This window comes from Cyanobacterium sp. HL-69 (assembly GCA_002813895.1).
GTDB lineage: Bacteria > Cyanobacteriota > Cyanobacteriia > Cyanobacteriales > Cyanobacteriaceae > Cyanobacterium.
Window position 1 is genome coordinate 667,316 of sequence record CP024912.1, and the last position, 22,276, is coordinate 689,591.

Annotated in this window: 19 protein-coding genes; 14 read left to right on the forward strand and 5 right to left on the reverse strand. The window is 38.8% G+C overall.

Annotated elements, in window-relative coordinates; genetic code table 11:
• Nucleotides 1-343 precede the first annotated feature (343 nt).
• Nucleotides 344-844, forward strand: a complete 501-nt coding sequence (locus AA637_RS03075) for a CPBP family intramembrane glutamic endopeptidase (RefSeq protein ID WP_446683846.1) — start codon at nucleotides 344-346, stop codon at nucleotides 842-844.
• 5 nt (nucleotides 845-849) lie between these two features.
• Here AA637_RS03075 and AA637_RS03080 read toward each other — a convergent pair whose 3' ends face one another.
• A complete protein-coding gene (locus AA637_RS03080) occupies nucleotides 850-1,158 on the reverse strand; it encodes a DUF3067 family protein (RefSeq protein WP_446683847.1) in 309 nt (102 codons plus the stop codon).
• A 293-nt stretch (nucleotides 1,159-1,451) separates the two neighbouring features.
• On the opposite strand from AA637_RS03080, the gene petC reads away from it, so the two are divergent.
• The 3 genes from petC (at nucleotide 1,452) to AA637_RS03095 (ending at nucleotide 4,308) form a co-directional block, all read left to right on the forward strand.
• On the forward strand, nucleotides 1,452-1,991 hold the full coding sequence (petC, locus tag AA637_RS03085) for a cytochrome b6-f complex iron-sulfur subunit (RefSeq protein ID WP_069789732.1): 540 nt from the start codon (nucleotides 1,452-1,454) through the stop codon (nucleotides 1,989-1,991).
• A 66-nt stretch (nucleotides 1,992-2,057) separates the two neighbouring features.
• The gene (gene petA / locus AA637_RS03090; RefSeq protein WP_446683848.1) at nucleotides 2,058-3,038 is read left to right on the forward strand and encodes a cytochrome f; all 981 of its coding nucleotides are present in this window, start codon (nucleotides 2,058-2,060) and stop codon (nucleotides 3,036-3,038) included.
• 568 nt (nucleotides 3,039-3,606) lie between these two features.
• Complete coding sequence (locus AA637_RS03095) at nucleotides 3,607-4,308, forward strand: hypothetical protein (RefSeq protein WP_446683849.1); 702 nt, start codon at nucleotides 3,607-3,609, stop codon at nucleotides 4,306-4,308.
• An 84-nt stretch (nucleotides 4,309-4,392) separates the two neighbouring features.
• Here AA637_RS03095 and mtnA read toward each other — a convergent pair whose 3' ends face one another.
• Both mtnA and glyQ read right to left on the reverse strand, forming a co-directional pair.
• Nucleotides 4,393-5,520: an S-methyl-5-thioribose-1-phosphate isomerase gene (gene mtnA, locus AA637_RS03100; protein WP_446683850.1), complete on the reverse strand. Its 1,128-nt coding sequence runs from the start codon at nucleotides 5,518-5,520 to the stop codon at nucleotides 4,393-4,395.
• A 165-nt stretch (nucleotides 5,521-5,685) separates the two neighbouring features.
• A complete protein-coding gene (gene glyQ / locus AA637_RS03105) occupies nucleotides 5,686-6,561 on the reverse strand; it encodes a glycine--tRNA ligase subunit alpha (protein ID WP_446683851.1) in 876 nt (291 codons plus the stop codon).
• Nucleotides 6,562-6,682: 121 nt separating this feature from the next.
• Between glyQ and AA637_RS03110 the strand changes: the two genes are divergently transcribed.
• The 3 genes from AA637_RS03110 to argF all read left to right on the forward strand — a co-directional run bounded on the left by AA637_RS03110 (nucleotide 6,683) and on the right by argF (nucleotide 11,874).
• On the forward strand, nucleotides 6,683-7,861 hold the full coding sequence (locus AA637_RS03110) for a response regulator (RefSeq protein ID WP_446683852.1): 1,179 nt from the start codon (nucleotides 6,683-6,685) through the stop codon (nucleotides 7,859-7,861).
• A gap of 83 nt (nucleotides 7,862-7,944) precedes the next feature.
• Nucleotides 7,945-10,779 (forward strand): DNA polymerase I, encoded by a 2,835-nt coding sequence (gene polA, locus AA637_RS03115; RefSeq protein WP_446683853.1) that lies wholly within the window; start codon nucleotides 7,945-7,947, stop codon nucleotides 10,777-10,779.
• A 171-nt stretch (nucleotides 10,780-10,950) separates the two neighbouring features.
• The gene (gene argF, locus AA637_RS03120) at nucleotides 10,951-11,874 is read left to right on the forward strand and encodes an ornithine carbamoyltransferase (protein ID WP_446683854.1); all 924 of its coding nucleotides are present in this window, start codon (nucleotides 10,951-10,953) and stop codon (nucleotides 11,872-11,874) included.
• A 427-nt stretch (nucleotides 11,875-12,301) separates the two neighbouring features.
• Here the strand turns inward: argF and AA637_RS03125 are convergent, their stop codons facing one another.
• Entirely contained in the window at nucleotides 12,302-13,690 is a 1,389-nt protein-coding gene (locus AA637_RS03125; RefSeq protein ID WP_446683855.1) for a DUF4912 domain-containing protein, read from the reverse strand.
• Between the two features lie 284 nt (nucleotides 13,691-13,974).
• Here AA637_RS03125 and AA637_RS03130 point away from each other — a divergent pair, with 284 nt between their 5' ends.
• From AA637_RS03130 to dps, 3 genes are all read left to right on the forward strand, one after another.
• A complete protein-coding gene (locus AA637_RS03130) occupies nucleotides 13,975-14,355 on the forward strand; it encodes a hypothetical protein (protein WP_446683856.1) in 381 nt (126 codons plus the stop codon).
• Nucleotides 14,348-14,821: a tRNA adenosine(34) deaminase TadA gene (gene tadA / locus AA637_RS03135; RefSeq protein ID WP_446684521.1), complete on the forward strand. Its 474-nt coding sequence runs from the start codon at nucleotides 14,348-14,350 to the stop codon at nucleotides 14,819-14,821. Before AA637_RS03130 ends, tadA begins: the two co-directional genes overlap by 8 nt.
• 108 nt (nucleotides 14,822-14,929) lie before the next feature.
• Entirely contained in the window at nucleotides 14,930-15,415 is a 486-nt protein-coding gene (gene dps / locus AA637_RS03140) for a DNA starvation/stationary phase protection protein Dps (protein ID WP_069789742.1), read from the forward strand.
• 32 nt (nucleotides 15,416-15,447) lie between these two features.
• Here the strand turns inward: dps and AA637_RS03145 are convergent, their stop codons facing one another.
• The gene (locus tag AA637_RS03145; RefSeq protein ID WP_446683857.1) at nucleotides 15,448-17,058 is read right to left on the reverse strand and encodes an ABC transporter substrate-binding protein; all 1,611 of its coding nucleotides are present in this window, start codon (nucleotides 17,056-17,058) and stop codon (nucleotides 15,448-15,450) included.
• A 222-nt stretch (nucleotides 17,059-17,280) separates the two neighbouring features.
• On the opposite strand from AA637_RS03145, the gene pilM reads away from it, so the two are divergent.
• The 4 genes from pilM to AA637_RS03165 all read left to right on the forward strand — a co-directional run bounded on the left by pilM (nucleotide 17,281) and on the right by AA637_RS03165 (nucleotide 22,274).
• The gene (gene pilM / locus AA637_RS03150) at nucleotides 17,281-18,396 is read left to right on the forward strand and encodes a type IV pilus assembly protein PilM (RefSeq protein WP_069789744.1); all 1,116 of its coding nucleotides are present in this window, start codon (nucleotides 17,281-17,283) and stop codon (nucleotides 18,394-18,396) included.
• A gap of 3 nt (nucleotides 18,397-18,399) precedes the next feature.
• Nucleotides 18,400-19,224, forward strand: a complete 825-nt coding sequence (locus AA637_RS03155; RefSeq protein ID WP_446683858.1) for a PilN domain-containing protein — start codon at nucleotides 18,400-18,402, stop codon at nucleotides 19,222-19,224.
• A gap of 20 nt (nucleotides 19,225-19,244) precedes the next feature.
• Nucleotides 19,245-20,012 carry a type II and III secretion system protein gene (locus AA637_RS03160; protein ID WP_446683859.1) on the forward strand — a complete coding sequence of 256 codons (768 nt, stop codon included), beginning with the start codon at nucleotides 19,245-19,247 and terminating at the stop codon, nucleotides 20,010-20,012.
• A 75-nt stretch (nucleotides 20,013-20,087) separates the two neighbouring features.
• A complete protein-coding gene (locus AA637_RS03165) occupies nucleotides 20,088-22,274 on the forward strand; it encodes a type II secretion system protein GspD (protein ID WP_446683860.1) in 2,187 nt (728 codons plus the stop codon).
• The last annotated feature ends 2 nt before the right edge of the window (nucleotides 22,275-22,276 follow it).

Here is a 22,276-nt window from a genome sequence, read left to right on the forward strand (position 1 = left end):
TAAATAAATAATGATTGACTGGGAAAGCAATTTCATAACCTCAACCCTAATCAATGGCAATGGCATTATCAAAGTTATTTTGTTCTTGATAATATGGGGGGTTGTTTGGTTGCCAATTGCATTTCCCCTTACAAGGTTAATTAACTGGCACCCCGCCACCCCAATTTCAAACTCTCAAAAGCTAACACTAATCGTATCTCTTTATCTCATTGCTCCCTTATTGGCATGGGGAGTAATGAGCATAGATTTGCATAAAATAAGTTTGACTTTCAGTCTTAGCAACTTCAATTGTATCTTATGGGGTTATGTAATAGGAATTGTTACTATCATATTTACAAATCTGATGACATTTGCGTTCGGGTGGGCGGTATGGAAAAAACCTTCCCAGTTTTTAATGTCTGTGGTTAAAACTTTACCCCTATTATTATTGGTTAGTCTCCTCATCGCTTCGGTGGAAGAATTGATTTTTCGGGGGGTATTCAAGGATTTTTTGAGCCAAGACTATAATATTTGGCTAACAGCAATCATTTCTAGTGCTATATTTGCGGTGCTTCATCTTATTTGGGAGAGAAAAAACACTATTCCTCAGTTACCCGGATTATTTTTAATGGGAATGGTCTTGTTTTATTGTGTATATCTTCTCAACGGTAATTTATCTATGGCCATAGGCATCCATGGGGGATGGGTAGTAACCCTTGCTACCCTCGATACCCTTGATTTGTACGAATATAATACCGATGCTAATCCTTGGCTATGGGGATGTAAGGAAAGACCTTTGGGCAGTGTGGCAGGGATGTTTATATTATTGTTAACGTTATCAATTGTTCAATATTTTTTGGCTTAAATTTTTTAAACAATCCATTCCGAGGCGCGATCGCCCAAATCCAAGAAAATACTAACCGCTTTACCCAAACGAGGACGGTTTTTAGCTTCCAGAATGCCCACTTGTACTTGATTTACCACTCCCCAACCACTAAGATAGGTGGCAATTTGTTCTAAATGGGCATCATATTCTTCTATGGACAGGGGGAAAGAGCTTTGTTCTAAATATTTCCACATTACCTGAAAATATATACGATCCTTGATCCGTAAAATTTGTACATCATAGGAACAACCCCATTTATTGAAAATTAATGCTTGTAATTCTTTTCCTGTCATAGTTACACTGTTTTATCCTGGACATTTTAAGGTAAATCATGCTCATTTATTGAATTTGCTTATAGCAAAAATCAGAAAAAATGATATGTAGTTTATAATAATTCATAGAAGGGTTTGATCCTTAACACCGTAAATTAAGGTTTTTCCCCAGAAAACAGGGAATAACAATACTCAAAAAGGTTCATTTTTTGTAATAATTAAATAATAACTTGGATTTACCTCCCAAAAAAAGCCTATTTGCATTATTATTGGTCAAACCAAAGTTAAACATAATAAATTAGATAAATTTAAATATGACACAGATTCCTGCTAACTCTGATGTACCTGATATGGGGCGCCGTCAGTTCATGAATTTACTGACCTTTGGAACAATTACTGGTATTGCTGCGGGTGCTTTATACCCCGTAGTTAGTTATTTTATCCCTAAATCTGCTGGGGGTGCTGGTGGTGGTATCACGGCAAAGGATAAACTAGGGAATGATCTTTCTGCTAGTAAGTTCACTGCTAACCGTCAACCAGGCGATCGCAGTTTAGCCCAAGGATTGAAAGGAGATCCCACATATCTTATTGTGAGTGAAGATCAACAAATTGCATCCTATGGATTAAACGCCGTATGTACTCACCTTGGTTGTGTAGTACCTTGGAATGCCTCAGAAAATAAATTTATCTGTCCTTGTCACGGCTCCCAGTATAACAACGAAGGAAAAATGGTTCGTGGACCTGCTCCCCTTTCCCTTGCCCTTGTCCATGCCGACGTTAACGATGACAAAGTTATCTTAACCGATTGGGAAGAAACTGATTTCCGTGATGGCTCCAAACCTTGGTGGGCTTAGTCAATTTTCCTTATAAACCTTTAACGGTAAACAATTTAACAAAAATTAAGTAATTGTAAAATATCGATGAGAAATCATTTTCCTTTAGACAGTATAGTCAAAAATATTAGTAGGTTGTTGTTAGTGGCGATCGCCTCTACTTGCTTCTTCCTCGTCAACGACATCTTCCTACCCCAAGCAGCCAATGCTTACCCCTTCTGGGCTCAAGAAACCGCTCCTATGACCCCCAGAGAAGCCACTGGTCGCATTGTATGTGCCAACTGTCATCTCGCTGCCAAACCTGCCGAAGTGGAAATTCCCCAAGCAGTACTACCCGATACCGTATTTGAAGCAGTGGTCAAAATTCCCTATGATCATTCCCAACAACAGGTATTAGGAGATGGCTCTAAAGGTGGATTAAATGTCGGTGCCGTATTAATGCTACCCGATGGCTTCCAAATCGCTCCTGATGACCGCATTCCCGAAGAAATGAAGGAAAAAATCGGTGGAGTTTATTACCAATCTTACCGTGAAGGTCAAGAAAACTGGGTATTAGTCGGACCCATGCCTGGAGATGAATATGAAGAAATCGTCTTCCCTGTACTATCTCCTGACCCTGCCACCAATCCTAACATTCATTTTGGTAAATATTCCGTTCACTTGGGCGCCAACAGAGGTAGAGGACAATTATATCCTACTGGTCAATTAAGTAATAACAACGCTTTCAAAGCTCCCGTTGCTGGGGTAGTTAGCGACATTACCGAAGAAGAAGCGGGTGGATATTTGGTAACTATCACCACCGCTGAAGGTGATACCAATACCGTTAATATTCCTGTAGGCCCTGAATTAATCGTTAGTAATGGTCAAGAGGTTGCCACTGGAGAGTTGTTAACCAATGATCCTAATGTGGGTGGTTTTGGACAAAAAGATACGGAAGTAGTATTACAAAGCCCCGCTCGTATTGCTTGGTTACTCTTGTTTATTGGCGGTATTATGTTAGCTCAAATTCTTCTTGTATTGAAGAAGAAACAAATCGAAAAAGTACAAGAAGCAGGGATGTATTTCTAATCAAAATATCATTTTTCTCTGATTTACTTTTAAGGGGCATTAGCCCCTTTTTTTTGTTTATTAATATGCTAAAAAAGCATAAGGGCGATCGCCTTTATAAAACCATCAATAATATATATTCCTAAGACTATCAAAGTTTCTCAAGATGAGAAAAAGTTGATTAGGATTAAGTACCACTGATTAATTTTCAACATATTGAATTCTATCAAAATTAATTTTAGATTTTCTTTATATTTAATCGTTATAAGTTATAATCATAACTAACAAGAATAAAGTAAAATTGTAGTAGCACTTTTGAGTAATTTAGTAAAAAAGTAACCTTAAAAAAGTAAAGTAAATGGGTGAAAACCTTTGTTTACGAATAGGATCAAGATTTTTTACTATTTTAAAAAAAATTACAAATTGCATGACAGCGTTATATTTCCTAAAAAACGGTATCACAAAATACAAAAAAGTTAGTGAGCAGAGCAAATTTAGCAAACTTAATTTTAAAAGATGTTTTTTATGGAAATAAACTATTTTAGAAAATTTCTTCGATAAAAAATTCATTATTAAAATGGGGCAAATAATGAAAGGTGATATAGCGATGAAAGAAAATATTAATACTTCTGAAAAAAAACTAATAGGAGAAATACTGTTAGAGGCTGGATTAATAACTCCATCTCAATTAGAAGTAGCATTGGCAGATCAAAGTCAGTTTTTTAAATTAAAAATAGGGGAAATTTTAGCCCTTAGAGGCTGGTTAAAATCGCAAACCGCTGATTTTTTAGTGGAAATAGAAAATAAGAAATCGGCAAAAGTTTATAAAAAAGAATATCCTATCGGATACTATTTTAAAAAAGCTGGTTTACTATCCCATGAACAAATTGATAATATTCTTGTGGAGCAAAAAAAACTAGGCATAAAATTTTGTGAGACAGCGATACTCAAAGGCTACTTAAAACAGCAAACTGCGGAATTTTTTCTCGATTTTCTCTCCAAAGATGGACAAGATTATCATAATAATGATGATGATGATATAGATTGCGATGATACTATTTTACGAACTGAAGAAAAAGATATTACCAATGGTAAAAATATTAAGGTGACAAGAATAATGAAGGATACTAATGGGGATGATTTTCATAGTGCCGAGACACACATAGCACCTATCACAGAAGAAGAGGATATAATAATTACTCCCCAAGAAATAATTATTATCTCTAATACAGAAGCGAAATGTTTTTATTATGGTGGTGTTGCCTACAGTCCTATTTCTATTGACAATTGAGACTTACACCATATCAAATCAAAGATTGTGATGGGGGTGATTCTTGGTTCACAGACACTTAACTAACTTTATCAAAACCTCATATTACAAGACAACTGGACTTAAATCTGGATAAAGATTAGCTATACCCTCAGCACTAGCAGGGCATACACCCCTATCGGTAATTAAACCAGTAATTAGACGGGCGGGGGTTACATCAAAACCATAGTTAACCGCAGGGCTATTTTCGGGAGTTAATAATACTTCGGTAATTTCCCCATCTTTTAATCCTTTAATATATTTTACTTCCGTAGCGTCTCGTTGCTCAATGGGAATTTGTTTCACACCGTCGCTAATTGTCCAATCAAAGGCTGAATAGGTGAGGGCAACGTAAAAGGGGATGTTGTTATCCTTGGCTGCCAATGCCTTAAGATAGGTGCCGATTTTATTAGCTACATCTCCAGTATAGCTGGTGCGATCGCTCCCTACTATAACTATATCCACCATACCATGTTGCATGAGATGACCACCCACATTATCAGGGATGACGGTATGGGGTACGCCCTGTTGCCCTAACTCCCAAGCTGTCAACCTTGCCCCTTGGTTACGGGGGCGAGTTTCATCCACCCACACATGGACTTTTAATCCTTTGCGATGGGCTTCATAAATGGGGGAGGTTGCGGTGCCATTATCCACACAACCAAGCCATCCTGCATTACAGTGGGTAAGAATGTTTACGGTGTCACCCTGTTTTTTGTTGCTAAGGGCTTGTATCAACTCGAAGCCGTGTTCCCCGATACTCTTACATAATTGTATATCCTCAAGGGCGATCGCCCCTGCCACTTCCAAAGTTTTTTTAATGATTGCCTCGATGTCATTCCCCAAGGGTGCAACGGCTTCCAATTGACGATTTACCGCCCACTCTAAATTAACTGCGGTTGGTCTAGTAGCACACAGTTTCGCCCCCATTGCCATCAAAAACCCTTGCACCTCAAATTTTTCTTGAGCCTTAGCTTCAAGGGAAGCTAGGTACATTCCATACCCCGCAGAAGCACCGATTACCCCTGCACCCCTCACGTGCATTTCCTTAAGGGCGATCGCCACGTCTTGCACCGTCCTTAAATCCTCAATCACAAACCGATGGGGCAAATGCCGTTGATCAATTATCTGTATTACCGTAGGCTCATCAGCCTTTAACCAAATAGTACGAAAAGGCTTCCCATTAACATCCATATAACAACTTCCCCGTGATTCTCAAAGAGGAAAATCATATCACAATAAGAAACCATTAACATCGAAAATGTTAAATAATGCAGTGTATCATAAGCAGATTCCTTTCAAAACAGTTTTGATGGATAGTTAGTATGCAACAAAGAATAAGGGGGAATTTTGATGATTCTACTTTGCTATGAGAGGGAATCCCAGACTTTCCCTTTGGGCTAGGTATTGATGGGCGACTTCACGGGCTAAATTCCTGATTCTACCTATATAACGGGTTCTTTCTGCCACAGCAATTACCCCTCTAGCATCGAGGAGATTGAAACAGTGGGAGCATTTGAGGACATAATCAAGGGAGGGTAAGACTAGATTCTTGTCAATGAGTTGTTTTGCCTCTTCTTCGTACAAATTAAAAAGTTTGAAGAGTAAGTCGGGGTTAGATGCTTCAAAGTTGTAGGTACATTGTTCAATTTCCCCTTGCAAAAATATATCTCCGTATTTAAGTTTGTCATTCCATTGGATGTCGTAAATGCTGTCAACGTCTTGGAGATACATAGCCAAACGCTCTAAACCGTAGGTAATTTCGATCGCCACGGGCTTACAATCAATACCGCCACACTGTTGAAAATAAGTAAACTGAGTAATTTCCATACCATCTAACCATACTTCCCAACCCACACCCCAAGCACCGAGGGTGGGAGATTCCCAGTTATCTTCTACAAAACGAATATCATGATCTTCTGGATGAATACCAAGGGCTTTGAGGGATTCAAGGTAAATTTCTTGGATATTGTCGGGGGAGGGTTTGATAATTACTTGGTATTGATAATAGTGTTGTACTCGGTTAGGATTTTCCCCATAACGACCATCGGTGGGGCGCCGACAAGGCTCTACATAAGCCACCGACCAAGGTTCAGGGCCGATCGCCCTTAGAAAGGTATGATGATTCATGGTACCAGCACCTTTTTCTGTATCGTAGGATTGAGCTATCATACAGCCCCTTACACTCCAAAAATCATTTAAACTAGCGATAATATTTTGAAAGTTAATAGTCATGAATTACAATAATAATTATTAAAATAAAAATTTCTTAATTTACTAAACTGAATCAACAAGTATGAGACTATACTTAGAAATCAGTTAAATTTTGCTCAAGCATACATATAATTTATCACTAATGGATACGCCCCCAACTGAAAACTACAGTGTCCCCATCAAGGAGTTTGTAGCTTCAAAGCAAACTTATTTATTCAATACCCTGAAAAAACATCAATTCACAGGAGAGTTAACCCTGAGTTATCCGGGTAATACTGAATGGAAGTTTTATTTAAATTTGGGCAGAATCGTGTACGGCACTGGGGGAGAGCATTCCGTAAGGCGATGGCGCCGTAATTTGACCGCTTATTTACCAGAAATCGCCACTGACCAAAGTTTTTTGGAAAAGGAGTTACAGTGGATTGCGGAGCAAAAGGAAATAAAAATTTGTTGGGATTATGATTTATTAAAGCGCTGGTTATCTTTGGGAAAAATTTCTCGTAATCAAGTATTAGAGATGATTAATGCGATGTTGATGGAGATATTTTTTGACCTTAATCAAGTCCCTGAAATTATTTTTCGTCTTGATTCTGATTTTGAAATTCCTTTATCTGAACAAATCTTTTTGATTGATAGTAATAAGATTATTACCCCCGCTTGGAAGGCTTGGCAACAGTGGTTGGGGGCAAAAATGGCAGATCGTTCTCCCAATAAGGCTTTGGGCATTAAATATTCCGAGGAATTAAAGTTAAAATGTCCTCCCAAGGTATATCAAGTTTTTACTAAATTAATCAACGGGCGCAATACCATTCGGGATTTGGCATGGCAACTAAAAAGGGAGTTGTACCAAGTGGGCAAGTTACTTTTGCCTTACATTGAGGAGGGTTATATTAGTCTTAATTCCATTGCTGATTTGCCTCCCCCAGTTTCTGCTACTACCATTGTTCAAGAGGAGAGAAATATTTTGGTGGCTTGTATTGATGATAGTCCAGCTATCTGTCAAACTCTCCAAAGTATTGTTAAACCTGCGGGTTATCGTTTTCTAGCTATTACTGACCCCATAAAGGCGATCGCCACTATTCTAGCATCAAAACCAGACATAATATTCCTTGATTTGGTAATGCCCAATGCCAATGGTTATGAAATCTGTGCCAGTATTCGTAAACTTTCTTTTTTCCGCAATACTCCCATTGTTATCCTCACTTCTAATGATGGCATGGTGGAAAGGGTACGCACAAAAATAGTCGGTGCCACTGATTTTCTCTCGAAACCCATACAGCCCGATGAGGTTTTAAATATGATTAGTAAACATCGACCGTAAAACAATTGACAATGGACGATGGACAATGGACAATTACGGTAAGCTAAAATCTTCTGATTCATACCATACAAACATCATTCTTCATGGATTCATTATTTCTCCTCATTGATGGACATTCCCTCGCTTACCGTGCTTACTATGCCTTTGCTAAGGCAAAAAAAGGACCGTTGCGCACCTCTACGGGTATTCCTACCAGCGTTTGTTATGGCTTCCTAAATTCCTTGTTTCAGTTGATTGACAGTTATCAACCACAGCTAATGGCGATCGCATTTGACCTCAGAGAAGCAACTTTCCGCCATACTGCTGACGCTAATTATAAGGCAGATCGCAAGGAAACCCCCGATGATTTTATAGAAGATTTATATAACCTTCAGCAACTATTACAAGCCCTTAATATCAGCATTGTCACCGCCTCTGGTTACGAAGCCGATGACGTTTTAGGTACTCTTGCTCTTCAAGCATCCCAAGAAAATTACGCCGTAAAAATAGTAAGTGGCGATCGGGATTTATTTCAATTGGTAGATGATGAGGGAAAAATTAGCGTTCTTTATCCCGACAAAAACTTTGGTAAATACAACGAATTTACCGAAAAGGAAGTTTTTGACAAAATGCAGGTAAAAACCAAGCAAATAGTCGATTTTAAAGCCCTCTGCGGAGACAAATCAGATAGCATACCAGGGGTGTTAGGTATCGGAGAAAAAACCGCCGTTAAATTATTAGAAGAATACGATAATTTAGCTAATGTTTACACTAATATTAACCAGATAAAAGGGGCAACTCAAAAGAAACTAATAAATGGGGAAAAAGATGCCCTTCATTCTCAATATTTAGCTCAAATAATTACTGATATAGCATTAGAAAATGATTTAAATGATTATCAATTAACAGGGATAAATCAAGAACAAGTAATAACTTTATTAGAACAATTAGAATTAAAAAGTTTTATAACTCAGATCAACAAAATTCAAGGGAAGTTAGGAGGAGAAGAATTTAAACTCACATCTCCCAATGAAGCCCAAGAAAGTGAACAATTATCTTTATTTAATACTCCTAGTAAACAGGCAACTATCAATCCTATTATTGTTGATACTGAGGAAAAATTAGCCGATTTAATTACTAAGTTAAAACAACAAACTGATAGTAAAAAACCAACCGCATGGGATACCGAAACCAACTCCCTAGATACCCAAGAAGCCGATTTGCTAGGGATAGGTTGTTGTTGGGGTGACACAGAAAAAGAAAGTGCTTATATTCCCCTCAAACATACCCAAGGGCAACAGTTGGCCTCAGATATGGTGTTAGAAAAATTAAAACCTATTCTTGAAAGTGAAGAATATCCTAAAACCTTGCAAAATGCTAAATTTGATCGTTTAGTTTTTGCCCATCAAGGTATGGAATTAAAAGGGGTTGTCTTTGATACCATGTTATCTAGTTATGTGTTGCAACCCGAACAAAGTCATAAGTTAAGTAGTCTTTGTTTGCAATACTTAACCGATACTGTATCCCAAGATTATGATGATTTGGGGTTAAAAAAAGGAGAAACCATTGCTAATTTATCCATTGAAACCGCTGCTTCTTACTGTGCCTTAGATGCGATCGCTACTTATAAATTAACGATAATCTTAGAAAAAGAATTAAATAAAATTCCCGAATTACAAAAAGTATTTAACCTTGAAGTAAAACTAGAGCCAATTTTGGCACAAATGGAAAAGGATGGCATCGCCGTGGATAAAGAATATTTAGAGCCATTATCCCAACAAATCGGTCAAGATTTAGAACAAATTGAACAAAAAGCCTATGAATTAGCAGGGGAAAAACTTAACCTAGCTTCTCCCAAACAATTAAGCGAATTACTGTTTGAAAAACTAGGACTTGATACCCGCAAAACCAAGAAAACTAAAACAGGATATTCCACCAATCAAGTAATATTAGAAAAACTAGAAAAAGACCATCCCATCATTCCCGAAATCCTACAACATCGCACCCTTTCTAAACTAAAATCCACCTATGTAGATAGTTTACCAACCTTAATTAATTCCCATACCCAAAGAATCCACACCCACTACAATCAAACCGTCACCGCCACAGGCAGACTCTCATCATCCAATCCTAACTTACAAAATATCCCCATTCGCTCCGAATTTTCTAAGCAAATTAGAAGAGCATTTATTCCCCAAGAACATTGGTTATTTTTAGGGGCAGACTATTCACAAATTGAACTGAGAATTTTAGCTCATCTTAGCCAAGAACCTATTTTAATTGAAGCCTACCAAAATAATCAAGATATTCATACCGTCACCGCTCAATTATTGTTAGATAAAACAGAGATAGATTCCTATGAAAGAAACCTCGGAAAAACTATTAATTTTGGCGTAATTTATGGCATGGGAGCGCAGAAATTTGCCCGTAAAACAGGGGTAAGTGTAAAAGAAGCTCAACAATTTATCCAGATTTATCAAGAAAAATATGCAGGTATTTTTAATTACCTAGAAAGAATGAAAAGAGAGGCTCTTGGCAATGGTTTTGTCACCACCATTTTAGGACGTAGAAGATACTTTAATTTTGGAAATAGTGCCTTAGCTTCATTACGAGGAAAAGCACCAAAGTCTATTGATTTAGATAAATTAAAACTAAATAATTATGATGCCCAAGCCTTGAGGGCGGCGGCTAATGCACCCATTCAGGGTTCTAGTGCCGATATTATAAAGATGGCTATGGTAAAAATTAATCAATTATTATCATCCTATGAAAGTAAGTTATTATTACAAGTTCATGACGAATTAGTTTTTGAAATACCCCCCTATGAAGTAGAAGAATTAACTATTAAAATTAAAGATATTATGGAAAATGTGGTTAGTTTATCTATCCCTTTAATTGTGGATATTCGCACAGGAAAAAACTGGATGGAAACAAAGTAAGTAAATTAATGAAGAGTTAATAATAAAAAATTGATTTTTTGTTTTTCATTGTTTTCCTAACTCCACTTTTTCATGAAACCCTTAATAATATTTTCATAAAAAAAATCAACACCATGGGAATTGTTCGTTAAAATAAGGGATTATTAAAATTAGTCTAAAACAACTTAATTTATGAGCAATTTGACAGGAAGAGACTTATTAAATATCACAGACTTAAACGCAACAGAAATAAAAACCATTCTTGACTTAGCCATTGACTTAAAAAATGGCAAAAAAGAGTTTAACTGTAATAAAACTCTTGGGCTATTGTTTTACAAGGCTTCCACCCGTACCCGTGTATCTTTCAGCGTTGCCATGTATCAATTGGGGGGCAATGTTATTGATTTAAACCCCAGTCGTACCCAAGTGGGTAGAGGAGAGCCAATCCAAGACACAGCAAGGGTATTAAATCGTTATTTAGACATACTTGCCATTCGTACTTTTGCCCAAGAAGACATAAAAACTTTTGCGGATTACTGTGATATTCCTATTATTAATGCTCTTACTGATTTAGAACATCCCTGTCAAATTCTGGCGGATTTACAAACTATCCAAGAAAAATTTGGAACATTAAATGGTTTAACCATGACTTACCTCGGAGATGGTAACAATGTGGCCAATTCTTTGCTTTTAGGTGGTGTGCTGATGGGGATGAATGTCCGTTTGGCTTGTCCAGAAGGTTATCTTCCTTCCCCTAACATTGTGGCACAAGCCCAAGCCTTCGCCACTAAACCAGAGCAAGTAGTTATTACCCAAGATATTCAGGGGGCGGTAGAAAATGCCCATGTTTTATATACGGATGTATGGGCAAGTATGGGGCAGGAGGAGGAAACTGAGCAACGAATTCCCATTTTTATGCCCTATCAAATTAACAAAGAATTACTTAATATCGCTGATAAAGATGCCATTGTATTACATTGTCTTCCTGCTTATCGAGAAAAAGAAATTACTAATGAAGTGATGGAAGGCTCTCAATCTCGTATTTGGGATCAAGCGGAGAATAGGATGCACGCCCAAAAGGCTTTGATGGCTTGTTTATTGGGGTTAAATAACTGATGTTACGCAAAAAAGATAATTAGTTCTTGGTTTGAGGTGTCAGGTATCGGGTATCAGGTTCAAAAATTTAGAAAAATTCTATGTTAATTAATGGTCTGATTTTCACTTTCTCAATAACCTAATAAAAACTTTTCGTATTTTTAACGTAAGAAGATACAATCTATCTATAAAAAAAGCCCCTCTCCATGGGAAAGGGGACAAAAACTAGATTATTATTTATTGCTTTTTGACGGGCAGGGGTCATTCAAAGTAGGAATAAAAAACCCTTAAACTCTTATCAATACTAGAATACGGCGTTTGGGAAAATTCAAAATTAAGAAGTAGTTAAAAATGTTTTGATTATTAATTTATAACCATAAACCATTGAAAACTATTGCCTATTGCCCATTGCCTATTCCCTGCCCCGATGAAAAGATTTTAGAATGAATTACCCCTGCTTTTTGACGGGGGGAAACCATTCAAGGGTGGCTTCTTCTTTGGTGTTGGTATTACGGGAAGGGGTTTCACGGGTAAATTCCATGTGAATGGAGCGGGTTTGCTCACCATCGGCAGCTACGGCAATGATGGGATAGTCAATTAGACCGTCTTGGAAGGACATCTGGAAGCGGAAAGTGCCATCAGGGTTGAGTTTGATAGGTCTTCCACCAATGGTGACGGTGGCATCAGGTTCGGTAGCACCATAAACGATTAATTCAGCGTCAGCTACCAACCAGAATTTGCGAGGTTGGGCGGTAATGCCTAATCCAGCCCCTGAGCCACTAGCCAATAATCCGGCACCAGAGCCACTGGCCATCATGCCAACCCCTGAGCCTCCTGCGTAGCCCACCATGCCCATTCCCGCACCAGAGGCGGTGGGTACAGCCCACATACCGATCCCTGAAGGAAATACATAAGAACTAAGGGCATTTTCGGGGATCATGGAGCTAGGGGCTTGTTGCATACTGCCATACAGTGAACCTGCTACCCTCTGGGCTTCGGTACCTTGTGCCATGCCAAATATTTCGTCGTAGATTTCGCTGTTTTGTTTGGTGGCTTCTTGGGCTTGTTGAGCATGAGCAGCGGCGATCGCAGCTTTTTTGGCAGGAGGGGTTAATTGATGAACAGTTTTACCGTTCAAGTCTTCTTCCCAATTAACAGTAATAAATACATCTTCTACCCAATCGCTAGGATAAACGGGGGGAACACGTACGGGGGCAGAACGAGCCAACACTAACCAACGTCCATCCACACAACGATAACCGATGTCGATCAAATAATCGCGATCGCTCACAGGAATAGGTAAATACCACTCTCTGGCTAATTCATCACAAAGATACTCTTGGATATTGTGGGGGCTTTGATATTCAATGTTAATGTCAGTAACATCATATAATCGTAGGGCTAACTGTTGCCCCCCTTGCATTCTAAAAGTTTCTTTTTGTTCGTGAGGTACATCCCAATAAGCATAAGCCCATTGAGGATCCCGGGGTAATAATACAATTCTACTTTCTCCATAACCTCCAGGAAGCTCTCCGATGCTATCATCAACGGAGGCTAGGGTTGCCATGGAAAGATCTTCTTGCCCTTGTCCGACATCAAATTTTGACACTTCCATTTTCGGTTCTCTCTGATTATTAACTGGACTAGATTTTGATAAATTATTGGTATTAACAGTATTTATTGCGTTGGTGGGTGTGAGTTCTTTTTGCTTGACTTGGATCGCATTTAGTAATTGTGCTTTCCTCATGCGACTATAGCGAGGAATATTAAGCTCACTCGCTACCTTGCGCAGTTGCCTTAAAGTCATTTCCTCAATAGGTGGTCGTGATTTTGACATGAGATCAAATCTCCGTGGGATTGGTAAGTTAATATGTTTTTGGCCATATTAGAACCTGTTTTTAAGCGATATATTTAGTGATTTTCTCTCTTTTAACAAGATCGGGGATCACTTATTTAGCCCTATCTAACACAATAAATCCTTTATTTGTCAAGGGCTTTAGGGATTAGTTTTCTTTTCATGACGAAATATTAAGGGTTTGGGGATCATTATTGTTAAATTTTCATGACATTATATTTTAAGGTTATGTTTTCCTAGCAAAATTTTTGTAAAATAATGCCATCATGATAAAAATTAAACTTAAATGGATCATCGCCCTGGGTACTTTTATCTCGCCGTTATTTTTTACGAGTACCCATAGTCATGCCTCCCACTGGTTGGAATGTAATTTTGAGGTGAAAATTAACCAAGTTTCCGCCACCCATGTGCGCATTAGCCCAAAGCGTTTTAGGGGAGGAGATGGCTCGATAGAAATGGATAGACGCTCTTGTCTTCGAGCCATTGGTAATAGTGACGTGCCCATGTCACAGGTGAACCAAGGAAAAAATTTATTACATCCTGGGGCCATTTTACATGGACGCTGGGCAGAATATGGTGCCATGACTCCCAACGGTGCCATATCTTCCCGTGGTTGGTCGTTTACGCCCCTCCCAAAGGATGATTAATTCCACCTATCAAACCCATTTAAAATGGATGAATGAGGCCTACAAACAAGCCCAAGAAGCAGGAAAAGAGGGAGAAATCCCCGTGGGGGCTGTCATTGTCGATGAAAATGAGCAGTTAATTGCGATCGCCCATAACCGAAAAGAAAGAGATTTTGATGCCACCGCCCACGCCGAAATCCTTGCCATCCGTCAAGCATCACACATCAAAAAAAATTGGCGATTGGATGGGTGTACCCTATACGTCACCCTTGAGCCATGCCCCATGTGTACAGGAGCAATAATTCATAGTCGCATATCTACCCTCGTATATGGAGTCGATGACTACAAAACAGGCACCGTGCGCACCGTCATGAATTTGCCCGATAGTTACTGCTCCAACCATTCCTTAGAAGTGATAGCAGGAATCAAAGAAAAAGACTGTAAAATATTATTACAACAATGGTTCAAAACTAAAAGAAACCTGTAGAGTTTGCAGTTTGGGGTAAATATTTGTTAAGGTGAAAAAGGTAAGTAGCTAATTGTAAGCTATACACCATAAGAAATAGCAATAATTTACTAGGAGAATAATACATATATGGGAACCCATTTATATAGTACCCGTTTAGACTTAAACGAAGAAGTCCGTGACAAAGTCGCAACCTTATTAAACCAAACCTTAGCCACCACCCTAGATCTCAAAACCCACACAAAACAAGCCCATTGGAACGTAAAAGGTAAAGACTTTTACCAACTTCATAACTTTTTCGATGAAATGGCAGGAGAATTAGAAGGGTATGTGGACATGGTAGCCGAAAGGGTAACAGCCTTAGCATCTGTGGCTCTTGGTACTGCAAAAGTAGCCGCCACCAATTCTGTCTTAGAAGAATATCCTCTAACCGCAGTGACAGGAGAAGAACATTTAAAGGCTTTAGCCGATAGATATGCCGCCTATGGCGCCCACTTAAGAAAAGCCATTGACATAACCGATGGATTAGGGGATGCTGATACTGCCGACTTATACACCGAAATTTCTCGTACCATCGATATGCGTCTTTGGTTTATCGAAGCCCATTTACACTAAGGTTAGTGATGAGGGTTGTGGTCAATAATTAATTATTTACGATGGATGGTTTTAAATTCAAACTTATAACCATTTTCACTCAACCCCTCAAAGTCTGGAACTATTTGCACTAGGGGGATTTGTAACAAACTATCTTTTTCTTTTCCATAGTCCGATAGTTTAATGCCCTCTTGTAATAGTTTATTTAAATTTCCTCGATGGGGATTAAGAGTCATAGCACTGACAACTTCTTGAAAAATATTATAAACTAACTCCTCATTCCATCCCTCCATCATCTGCCCATGGACAACAACATCAGAAGAAAATCCCCAAGGTAAAGCCATAACCATTTGATCCACCGCCTCGGCTCCTTCGGTTAGGGTGTTATCATTAAATAAATTTTCGCTACTTAAAATCGGTAAAAAATAATTGTTTTCCTTGGCAATGTTGATGGCTTCAGAAAGTCGATTTTGCCCCAATGCCATCACTATCGTATTCGCTCCCGTAACGGTTTTTAATGTTTCTTCGGGGGTAGAATTTTGACTCACATCTACTTCTACTATTACATTACCCTGCCACAGAGGTAAGTTTTCGATGATGGCTGACTTAAACTTGATACTATCATCATCCTGAGAGTCGTAAAATATAATCCCGTTAGGAGGAGAATTGAGACTGTTACCATAATTCAATAAAGCCTGAGTTGCCATGGTTAAGTAAATATCCTGCCGATTTTCTGGCTCAATGATTTGTAACTCTTCTTCTTGTTGCTTCCATTGAATATTCATGGGAGAAATGACTCCCAAACCCTGCTCTTGATAGATCGATAAAGCTAAATAACTATTCGCATCCAGACGATAATCTATTATTCCTAGAATGTTATTAGCATTGAGGATATTTTGGCTCAAGGTTTCTATGTCTGCACCCTGATAATTAACTATTACCACTTCTAATAATCTTTGGTCATCATTACTGGGTTGTTGGTTAAACTCTTTTTGATAACGGGCGACCCCAGAGAGTAAATTTATATCTTTTTCCATGTTGCCTGTAATAGTAATGGCGAAGGTGAGGGGATTTCCACGACTATGGGCGATCGCATTTTGCTGGTATATTTGAGCCTCATAATCATCCCCATTATCCTCTATATATTCCCCATAAAGGGCGATCGCCCTTTGCCAATGCCCCCGCCCAAAAGCATCAGCGCCCGAACGTTTGAGAGGATTAACCTCAAAAAAAATTTTTTCCCCCTGACTAATAAAATTATTTCCATCTTTAGAAACCAAACCCACAGATAAATTATTGCTATATTCCCCCAAAATTCTTTGATTTAAAATAACCATCGATAAATTAGTTAAAATTATTCCCAAAATCGTTCCTAAAATTAAAAATCTCCAACCAACACCAACACTTTTATCTCTCAACAAAAAAGCAACCAAAGAAAAAATATTTTCAGAATCATCAATCTCTTTTTTATTCAACTCAACTTGTCCTACCCTCGTCTCATCAGACCCACTAAAAACAGATTTTCCCGCCTCCCTAGGCAAAAAACAAATAGGACAAATATCAGTGAAATTTTCCACCACCTGATGATTTCCAAGACAAAGGGGATAATCCTGATTATTTTTCGCCATACCATCACAAATCCAAGGACGTAAAACAGTAGCCATAAAAAATTGTTGAAGATAGCTTACCAAACAAGTTATATGTACATATTAGTATCAAATCATTTTCCAGTAAAAAAAATTAATAGGACTTTTTTCTCAATGTTTATATAATCTTGGATAAGCTAAATAAAAAAACTTGGAAAGAATCGCAGAAAAAACTTAAAATAAAATAAATTATTAAAAAAAATCCCTTATTAAGTAAAAATACGTAAAAATCAAAATAAAATGGTAGGTTTTTTAAGCAATTTACTGGGAGGACAAGGAAAAGGAGTAGGGATAGAAATTAATCCCGATCGCATTTCCTTGGCACAAGTAAGCAAAAAAGGGCAACAATATAAACTTCTCAAATATCAATCTCTGGAAGTACCCGAAGAAATATTTGAAGAAGGACAAATAAAAGACTCCGAAGCCCTTGCCGAATTGATCGAACAACTGCTCAAAGAAGCAAAAATCAAACCCAAACAAGTGGCCACATCAGTGCCGATGAGAGAATCGATCATCAGAATTTTGCCCATTCCCGCAGAATTAAATGATCAAGAACTCAAAGACACAGTTTTAAATCATGAAGCTAGTCTGTATCTACCCTATCCCAAAGAAGAAGTAGATCTTGACTATCAAAAACTAGGTTACTTCGTAGATGATAGTGACGGCATCGAAAAAGTCCAAGTTTTACTGGTGGCTACCCGTAAAGAAAACACCGATCTTTACCTAGAAACATTCCAACAAGCGGGAATGGATATTAAAGTCCTAGAAATAAATAGTTTCTCCCTCATTAGAACCCTCAAACCACAACTACAGCAGTTTAGCGCCAGTGAAGCAGTTGTATTAGTTGACATTGAATTTGACAGTACCGAAATCGCCATCATTGTCGAAGGAGTACCCCAATTTTCCCGTACCGTACCCATCGGCACTTATCAAATGCAGATTGCCCTAGCTCAAGCCATGAATCTGCCCACCTCTAAAAATACCGAAATTCTCCAAGATATTACCATTCCTAACAATCCCGACCAAACCTCCACTAGCAGCACCAGTAGCCAAACTTGGATTAACCCCGGTATGGATTCATTGTTGAGAGTATTAGGGGAATTGGTGGACGAATTAAGGCGATCGGTTAACTTTTATATCAACCAAAGCGGAGATGTAGAAGTTGTGCAAATTTTGATCGCAGGCCCCGGAGCTGGACTGGCTCAAATTGACGAATTTTTCACCAAAAAACTTAATATTCCAGCCACCCTCTTTGATCCCGTAACATCATTAGGAATTACAATGAAAGAGGAATTATCAGGTATGGAAAGATACGGTTTAGGAACAGTGTTGGGTTTAGCCATGAGGATGAATTAGATTATGCACAATATTGACATTAACTTTCTTAAAGAAAGAAAACAAGATGCCATCACTCAGGTAGGTAAAACCGCTGGTTTTAAGAAAGAAACCACCATGGCGGAGAGAATCCCCATTTTTATTGGTTCGGGGGTTGCGGTGTTCCTCATCGCCGCGGTGGGGGGAGCTTCTTTGTTGCTCAATAATCAAAAAACATCCACTGAAGCTAGTATTGGTCAATTAGAGTCAGAAATTCAAAGACTACAGGGACAAAACGCCGAAGTTAATCAAATTCAACAGGAGATTGATAATATTAATGGGCAGGTGGGGATTTTGGTGAGTGTTTTTGATGAGATTAAACCTTGGTCCGCTATGTTGCGGGAGATTTCGTTTTTAACACCCCCCAATGTCCAAATTCAATCGATCACTCAATCAGGAAGTAGGGGACTTACCATTGCTGGTTTTGCTGATTCCTATGATGATGTAAACGATTTTATGTTAACTCTCAAGGCTTCTAGTTTTCTTAATGGTAATGAAACTCGCCTGACTAGCACCAGTTTAACCGAAAACCCCAGTACTGTAGCCACTAGCCGAGCGCAACTGGAGGCTGCCGATGGTGATGAACCTGTAGCCGCTAATGATAGTTTGATCATTTCCTTGGGTCAGGTTGTATCTTTTAATATCACTACCGAAATTAATGATGTTCCATCTACGGAATTGGTTAATTTACTGGATAGTCGAGGGGCGATCGGTTTGGTGAGCCGTATTGAGGCTTTAAGACAATTGGGGGCTTTAGATATTGAACCCATTGTACAAGAACAACCCGCTGAAGAAGAAACTACTCAATAACTAATAACAAAGGAGGAATTATGACTACATCTTTCACCACTACCGAAGATTTTGGCGATGAGGCAGAGGGTTTTGGCCCGGAGTCAAACTATCCAGAAGTATTTGGTATAATTTTTACCCCAAAGGCAACGGGGATTACTATAGGCGTGGTGGGCTTTATCATTGCCGCTTTTTTGGGCTGGACGCAATTACGCCCTGTAAGTGAGGAGTTATCGACCTTACGAGCAGAAAAAAGTGAGAAAGAAGGACAGCTTAATCAATTGAGCGAGAGTGATTTAGAACAAAGAATCACTACGAAGCGAGGGGAATTAGAACAGGCAGAAAATCTAAAAGTTCAGGTGGAAAGTTTGTTCGCCCAAGAGCGCACCTTAGAGACTGTTTTATTGGACTTGAATCAATTTGTTAATAGTTCTAATGTCACTATGACCAGTTATACTCCTTCGGGGGATAGGGCTGCGGTAAGTGATGATAGTTTTGGACAGATTGCTATTAATAATATTCAAGTTAAAAGTTATAATCTCAACCTAGAAGGTAGTTTTTCTAATTTAATATCTTTTGTGCAAGATTTGGAAAGATTGCAACCTTTTTTGGTGGTGCAAAATTTTAATGCCACGGTTTCTACCCCCCAGCAGTATTTGTTGGAAAATAATCAGGTTTTTCCTTTTGGTTCTCCCGAACTCAGTACCACTATTACTATTAGTGCTTTATTTTCTGATGTTCAAGATATTGCTCCCCCAGCAGAAGAAGGAGAAGCTACAGAAGGAGCCACGGAGGAAACTACTGAATAATTTTTTTTAGGTTTACTGTCTGAGCATTTTTTTATAATTATTTTTTAACCCCATTGTGTGTAGGAGTTTAATTTCATGAGTTTATTGTCTTCCCGTCAAGTTCGGTTTGTTAGTAGCACCGTTGCAATTCTTCTTGGTTATCAGTCATGGGCGATCGCCTCCCCTAACCGCCATAATGCCCCCCCTAATGACCTCGTACCCCTACTACTAGCCCAAAATAACGAAGTATTATTTCCCAACCCTGACGTACGCATCGACGGGCAACCCGTACGTCCCACAAACATTGAAGCGGCTCCCCCTTTCCAACAAAGAGCAGTAGCTCCGCCTACTGGTGATATATCCGTTTCCAATACCGATATTAGCACTCAAAATGTAAATCTTGGAACCACTGCTGTCGTTCCTCGCTTAGTTCTTCGGGATGCTCCCCTTGATGAAGTTTTAAAAATACTTGCCCGTGCCGCTGGTCTGAGTATTATGTTTGATTATTCTAAAGCACAAGAACAAGGAGAAGGGGCATCAATACTTAGAGAACTTATTACTATTGATTTGGAGGGGGAAAGAGTACAGGATATATTTAATAATCTTTTAAAACTTAATCGTCTCGAAGCCTATAGACAAGGTAACACAATTTTTGTGGGTGAAAGTTTACCTTATTCTGTTAATGACACCATTAGTCGCACCCTTAGAGTTAATCAAGCAAATGCTGGTACTCTTGCCGCTCAACTAGCCCTTGCCGGTGCTACAGTTCAAGAAGTATCAGAAATTTTTCAAGAAGAAAGAAATGCTGAAGGTGTTTTGATTGGTAGAACTGTTACAGGCAGGGAAATTAGACCGTTAAGTGCCGCTGATAATCAGGCTAATCAAGGAACTCCTTTACCTTTGAGAAGGCTAAGTGCTACCGTGGATGAGAGAACCAATGCGATTACTCTCACAGGAACTCCAGATCAAGTAAGAATTGCCAGTAACTTAATTCTTCAATCAGATGTGAGATTAAGACAAGTTGCTGTTAACGTCCGTATTGTAGATGTCCAATTAGACCAAGGCACCAGCTTCGGCTCTAGTTTTTCCTTTGGAGTTGATAACACAGGTATCGTACAAGATGGAGGAACAGGAGTAATCAACTTTGGAACTAGAGATCAGAATGTGAGTTCTGAGGATTTTCGTATAGGTCCTGATGGTAACTTAATTCCTGGCTTTGATGAGTCGATTATCATTACAGAAGGATTCACCAGAGATTTAGCTCAAACTTTAACAGAATCTTTAGCTAATGATCTGACTTCAACGAACAATGATGATTTAAACCGCACCTTCCAAGACACTATTGATAGAACCCTTGGGCAATTTGGTAATAATACAGCTTTTAACCGAGATCAAGCGGAAGATTTACAAAGAGCTTTAGTTAATAACCTTGCCAGAACCATTACTGAATCTAACGTTAATAATGATACGACTAACATAACTGATAACATTAGTCGTAACGTAGTGAGAACCCTACAGGGTTTACCCATCGGAAGTCCTCGTTCTGGTCGTATTTCTCCTTTTGGCAGTGACTTCAACCCCGCACAGCCGGGGGTAGGTGCTGCTACAACCCCCGGAAGAAATTTTAACCTTCCCCAAGCCTTCCTTGCTCAAATTCGCTCTAGTATTAGCTCAGGTAACGCCAAAATCTTGACAGATCCCACTCTTGTAGTACAGGAAAGCCAAACAGGAAGTGTTTCTTTGGTTGAAAATGTTGTGACTAGTGTATTAACGGAGGTTGATGTAGAAAGTGGCGTGAGAACTGTTACCCCAGTCATTGAACCAGCAGGACTTAATCTATCAGTGCAAGTTGATCGTATTGATGATAACGGATTTATCAGTTTATTAGTCAATCCCAGTATCAGCGCTCCAGGTAACCCTCAAATATTCGATAGTGGTGGCGGTGCTAGTAACGTTATTACTCCCTTGGTGGAAAGAAGTGTCTCTTCTGGCTTAATTCGCCTTCGGGATGGTCAAACTTTGATTCTTTCAGGTATTATTCAGGATGCTGAACGGGTACAAGTATCTAAAATTCCTATCCTCGGAGATTTACCCCTCATTGGTAGTTTATTTCGTTCTACTTTTACAGATAAAACCAGATCTGAGGTTATTGTTATGTTAACACCCCAAATTCTAAATGACTCGGAAGGTTACAGTGGTATGGGATACCAATATACTCCTAGTGCAGAAACGGGACAAATTCTCAGAAATCGTGGGGTAAATATTCCAGGAAGTCCTTTTTAAGG

Excerpts from the sequence above, each read along its gene's own strand:
- AA637_RS03075 (WP_446683846.1), top strand. The coding sequence starts at position 344 with ATGACATTTGCGTTCGGGTGGGCGGTATGGAAAAAACCTTCCCAGTTT.
- AA637_RS03080 (WP_446683847.1), bottom strand. The coding sequence starts at position 1,158 with ATGACAGGAAAAGAATTACAAGCATTAATTTTCAATAAATGGGGTTGT.
- petC (WP_069789732.1), top strand. The coding sequence starts at position 1,452 with ATGACACAGATTCCTGCTAACTCTGATGTACCTGATATGGGGCGCCGT.
- petA (WP_446683848.1), top strand. The coding sequence starts at position 2,058 with ATGAGAAATCATTTTCCTTTAGACAGTATAGTCAAAAATATTAGTAGG.
- AA637_RS03095 (WP_446683849.1), top strand. The coding sequence starts at position 3,607 with ATGAAAGGTGATATAGCGATGAAAGAAAATATTAATACTTCTGAAAAA.
- mtnA (WP_446683850.1), bottom strand. The coding sequence starts at position 5,520 with ATGGATGTTAATGGGAAGCCTTTTCGTACTATTTGGTTAAAGGCTGAT.
- glyQ (WP_446683851.1), bottom strand. The coding sequence starts at position 6,561 with ATGACTATTAACTTTCAAAATATTATCGCTAGTTTAAATGATTTTTGG.
- AA637_RS03110 (WP_446683852.1), top strand. The coding sequence starts at position 6,683 with ATGGATACGCCCCCAACTGAAAACTACAGTGTCCCCATCAAGGAGTTT.
- polA (WP_446683853.1), top strand. The coding sequence starts at position 7,945 with ATGGATTCATTATTTCTCCTCATTGATGGACATTCCCTCGCTTACCGT.
- argF (WP_446683854.1), top strand. The coding sequence starts at position 10,951 with ATGAGCAATTTGACAGGAAGAGACTTATTAAATATCACAGACTTAAAC.
- AA637_RS03125 (WP_446683855.1), bottom strand. The coding sequence starts at position 13,690 with ATGTCAAAATCACGACCACCTATTGAGGAAATGACTTTAAGGCAACTG.
- AA637_RS03130 (WP_446683856.1), top strand. The coding sequence starts at position 13,975 with ATGATAAAAATTAAACTTAAATGGATCATCGCCCTGGGTACTTTTATC.
- tadA (WP_446684521.1), top strand. The coding sequence starts at position 14,348 with ATGATTAATTCCACCTATCAAACCCATTTAAAATGGATGAATGAGGCC.
- dps (WP_069789742.1), top strand. The coding sequence starts at position 14,930 with ATGGGAACCCATTTATATAGTACCCGTTTAGACTTAAACGAAGAAGTC.
- AA637_RS03145 (WP_446683857.1), bottom strand. The coding sequence starts at position 17,058 with ATGGCTACTGTTTTACGTCCTTGGATTTGTGATGGTATGGCGAAAAAT.
- pilM (WP_069789744.1), top strand. The coding sequence starts at position 17,281 with ATGGTAGGTTTTTTAAGCAATTTACTGGGAGGACAAGGAAAAGGAGTA.
- AA637_RS03155 (WP_446683858.1), top strand. The coding sequence starts at position 18,400 with ATGCACAATATTGACATTAACTTTCTTAAAGAAAGAAAACAAGATGCC.
- AA637_RS03160 (WP_446683859.1), top strand. The coding sequence starts at position 19,245 with ATGACTACATCTTTCACCACTACCGAAGATTTTGGCGATGAGGCAGAG.
- AA637_RS03165 (WP_446683860.1), top strand. The coding sequence starts at position 20,088 with ATGAGTTTATTGTCTTCCCGTCAAGTTCGGTTTGTTAGTAGCACCGTT.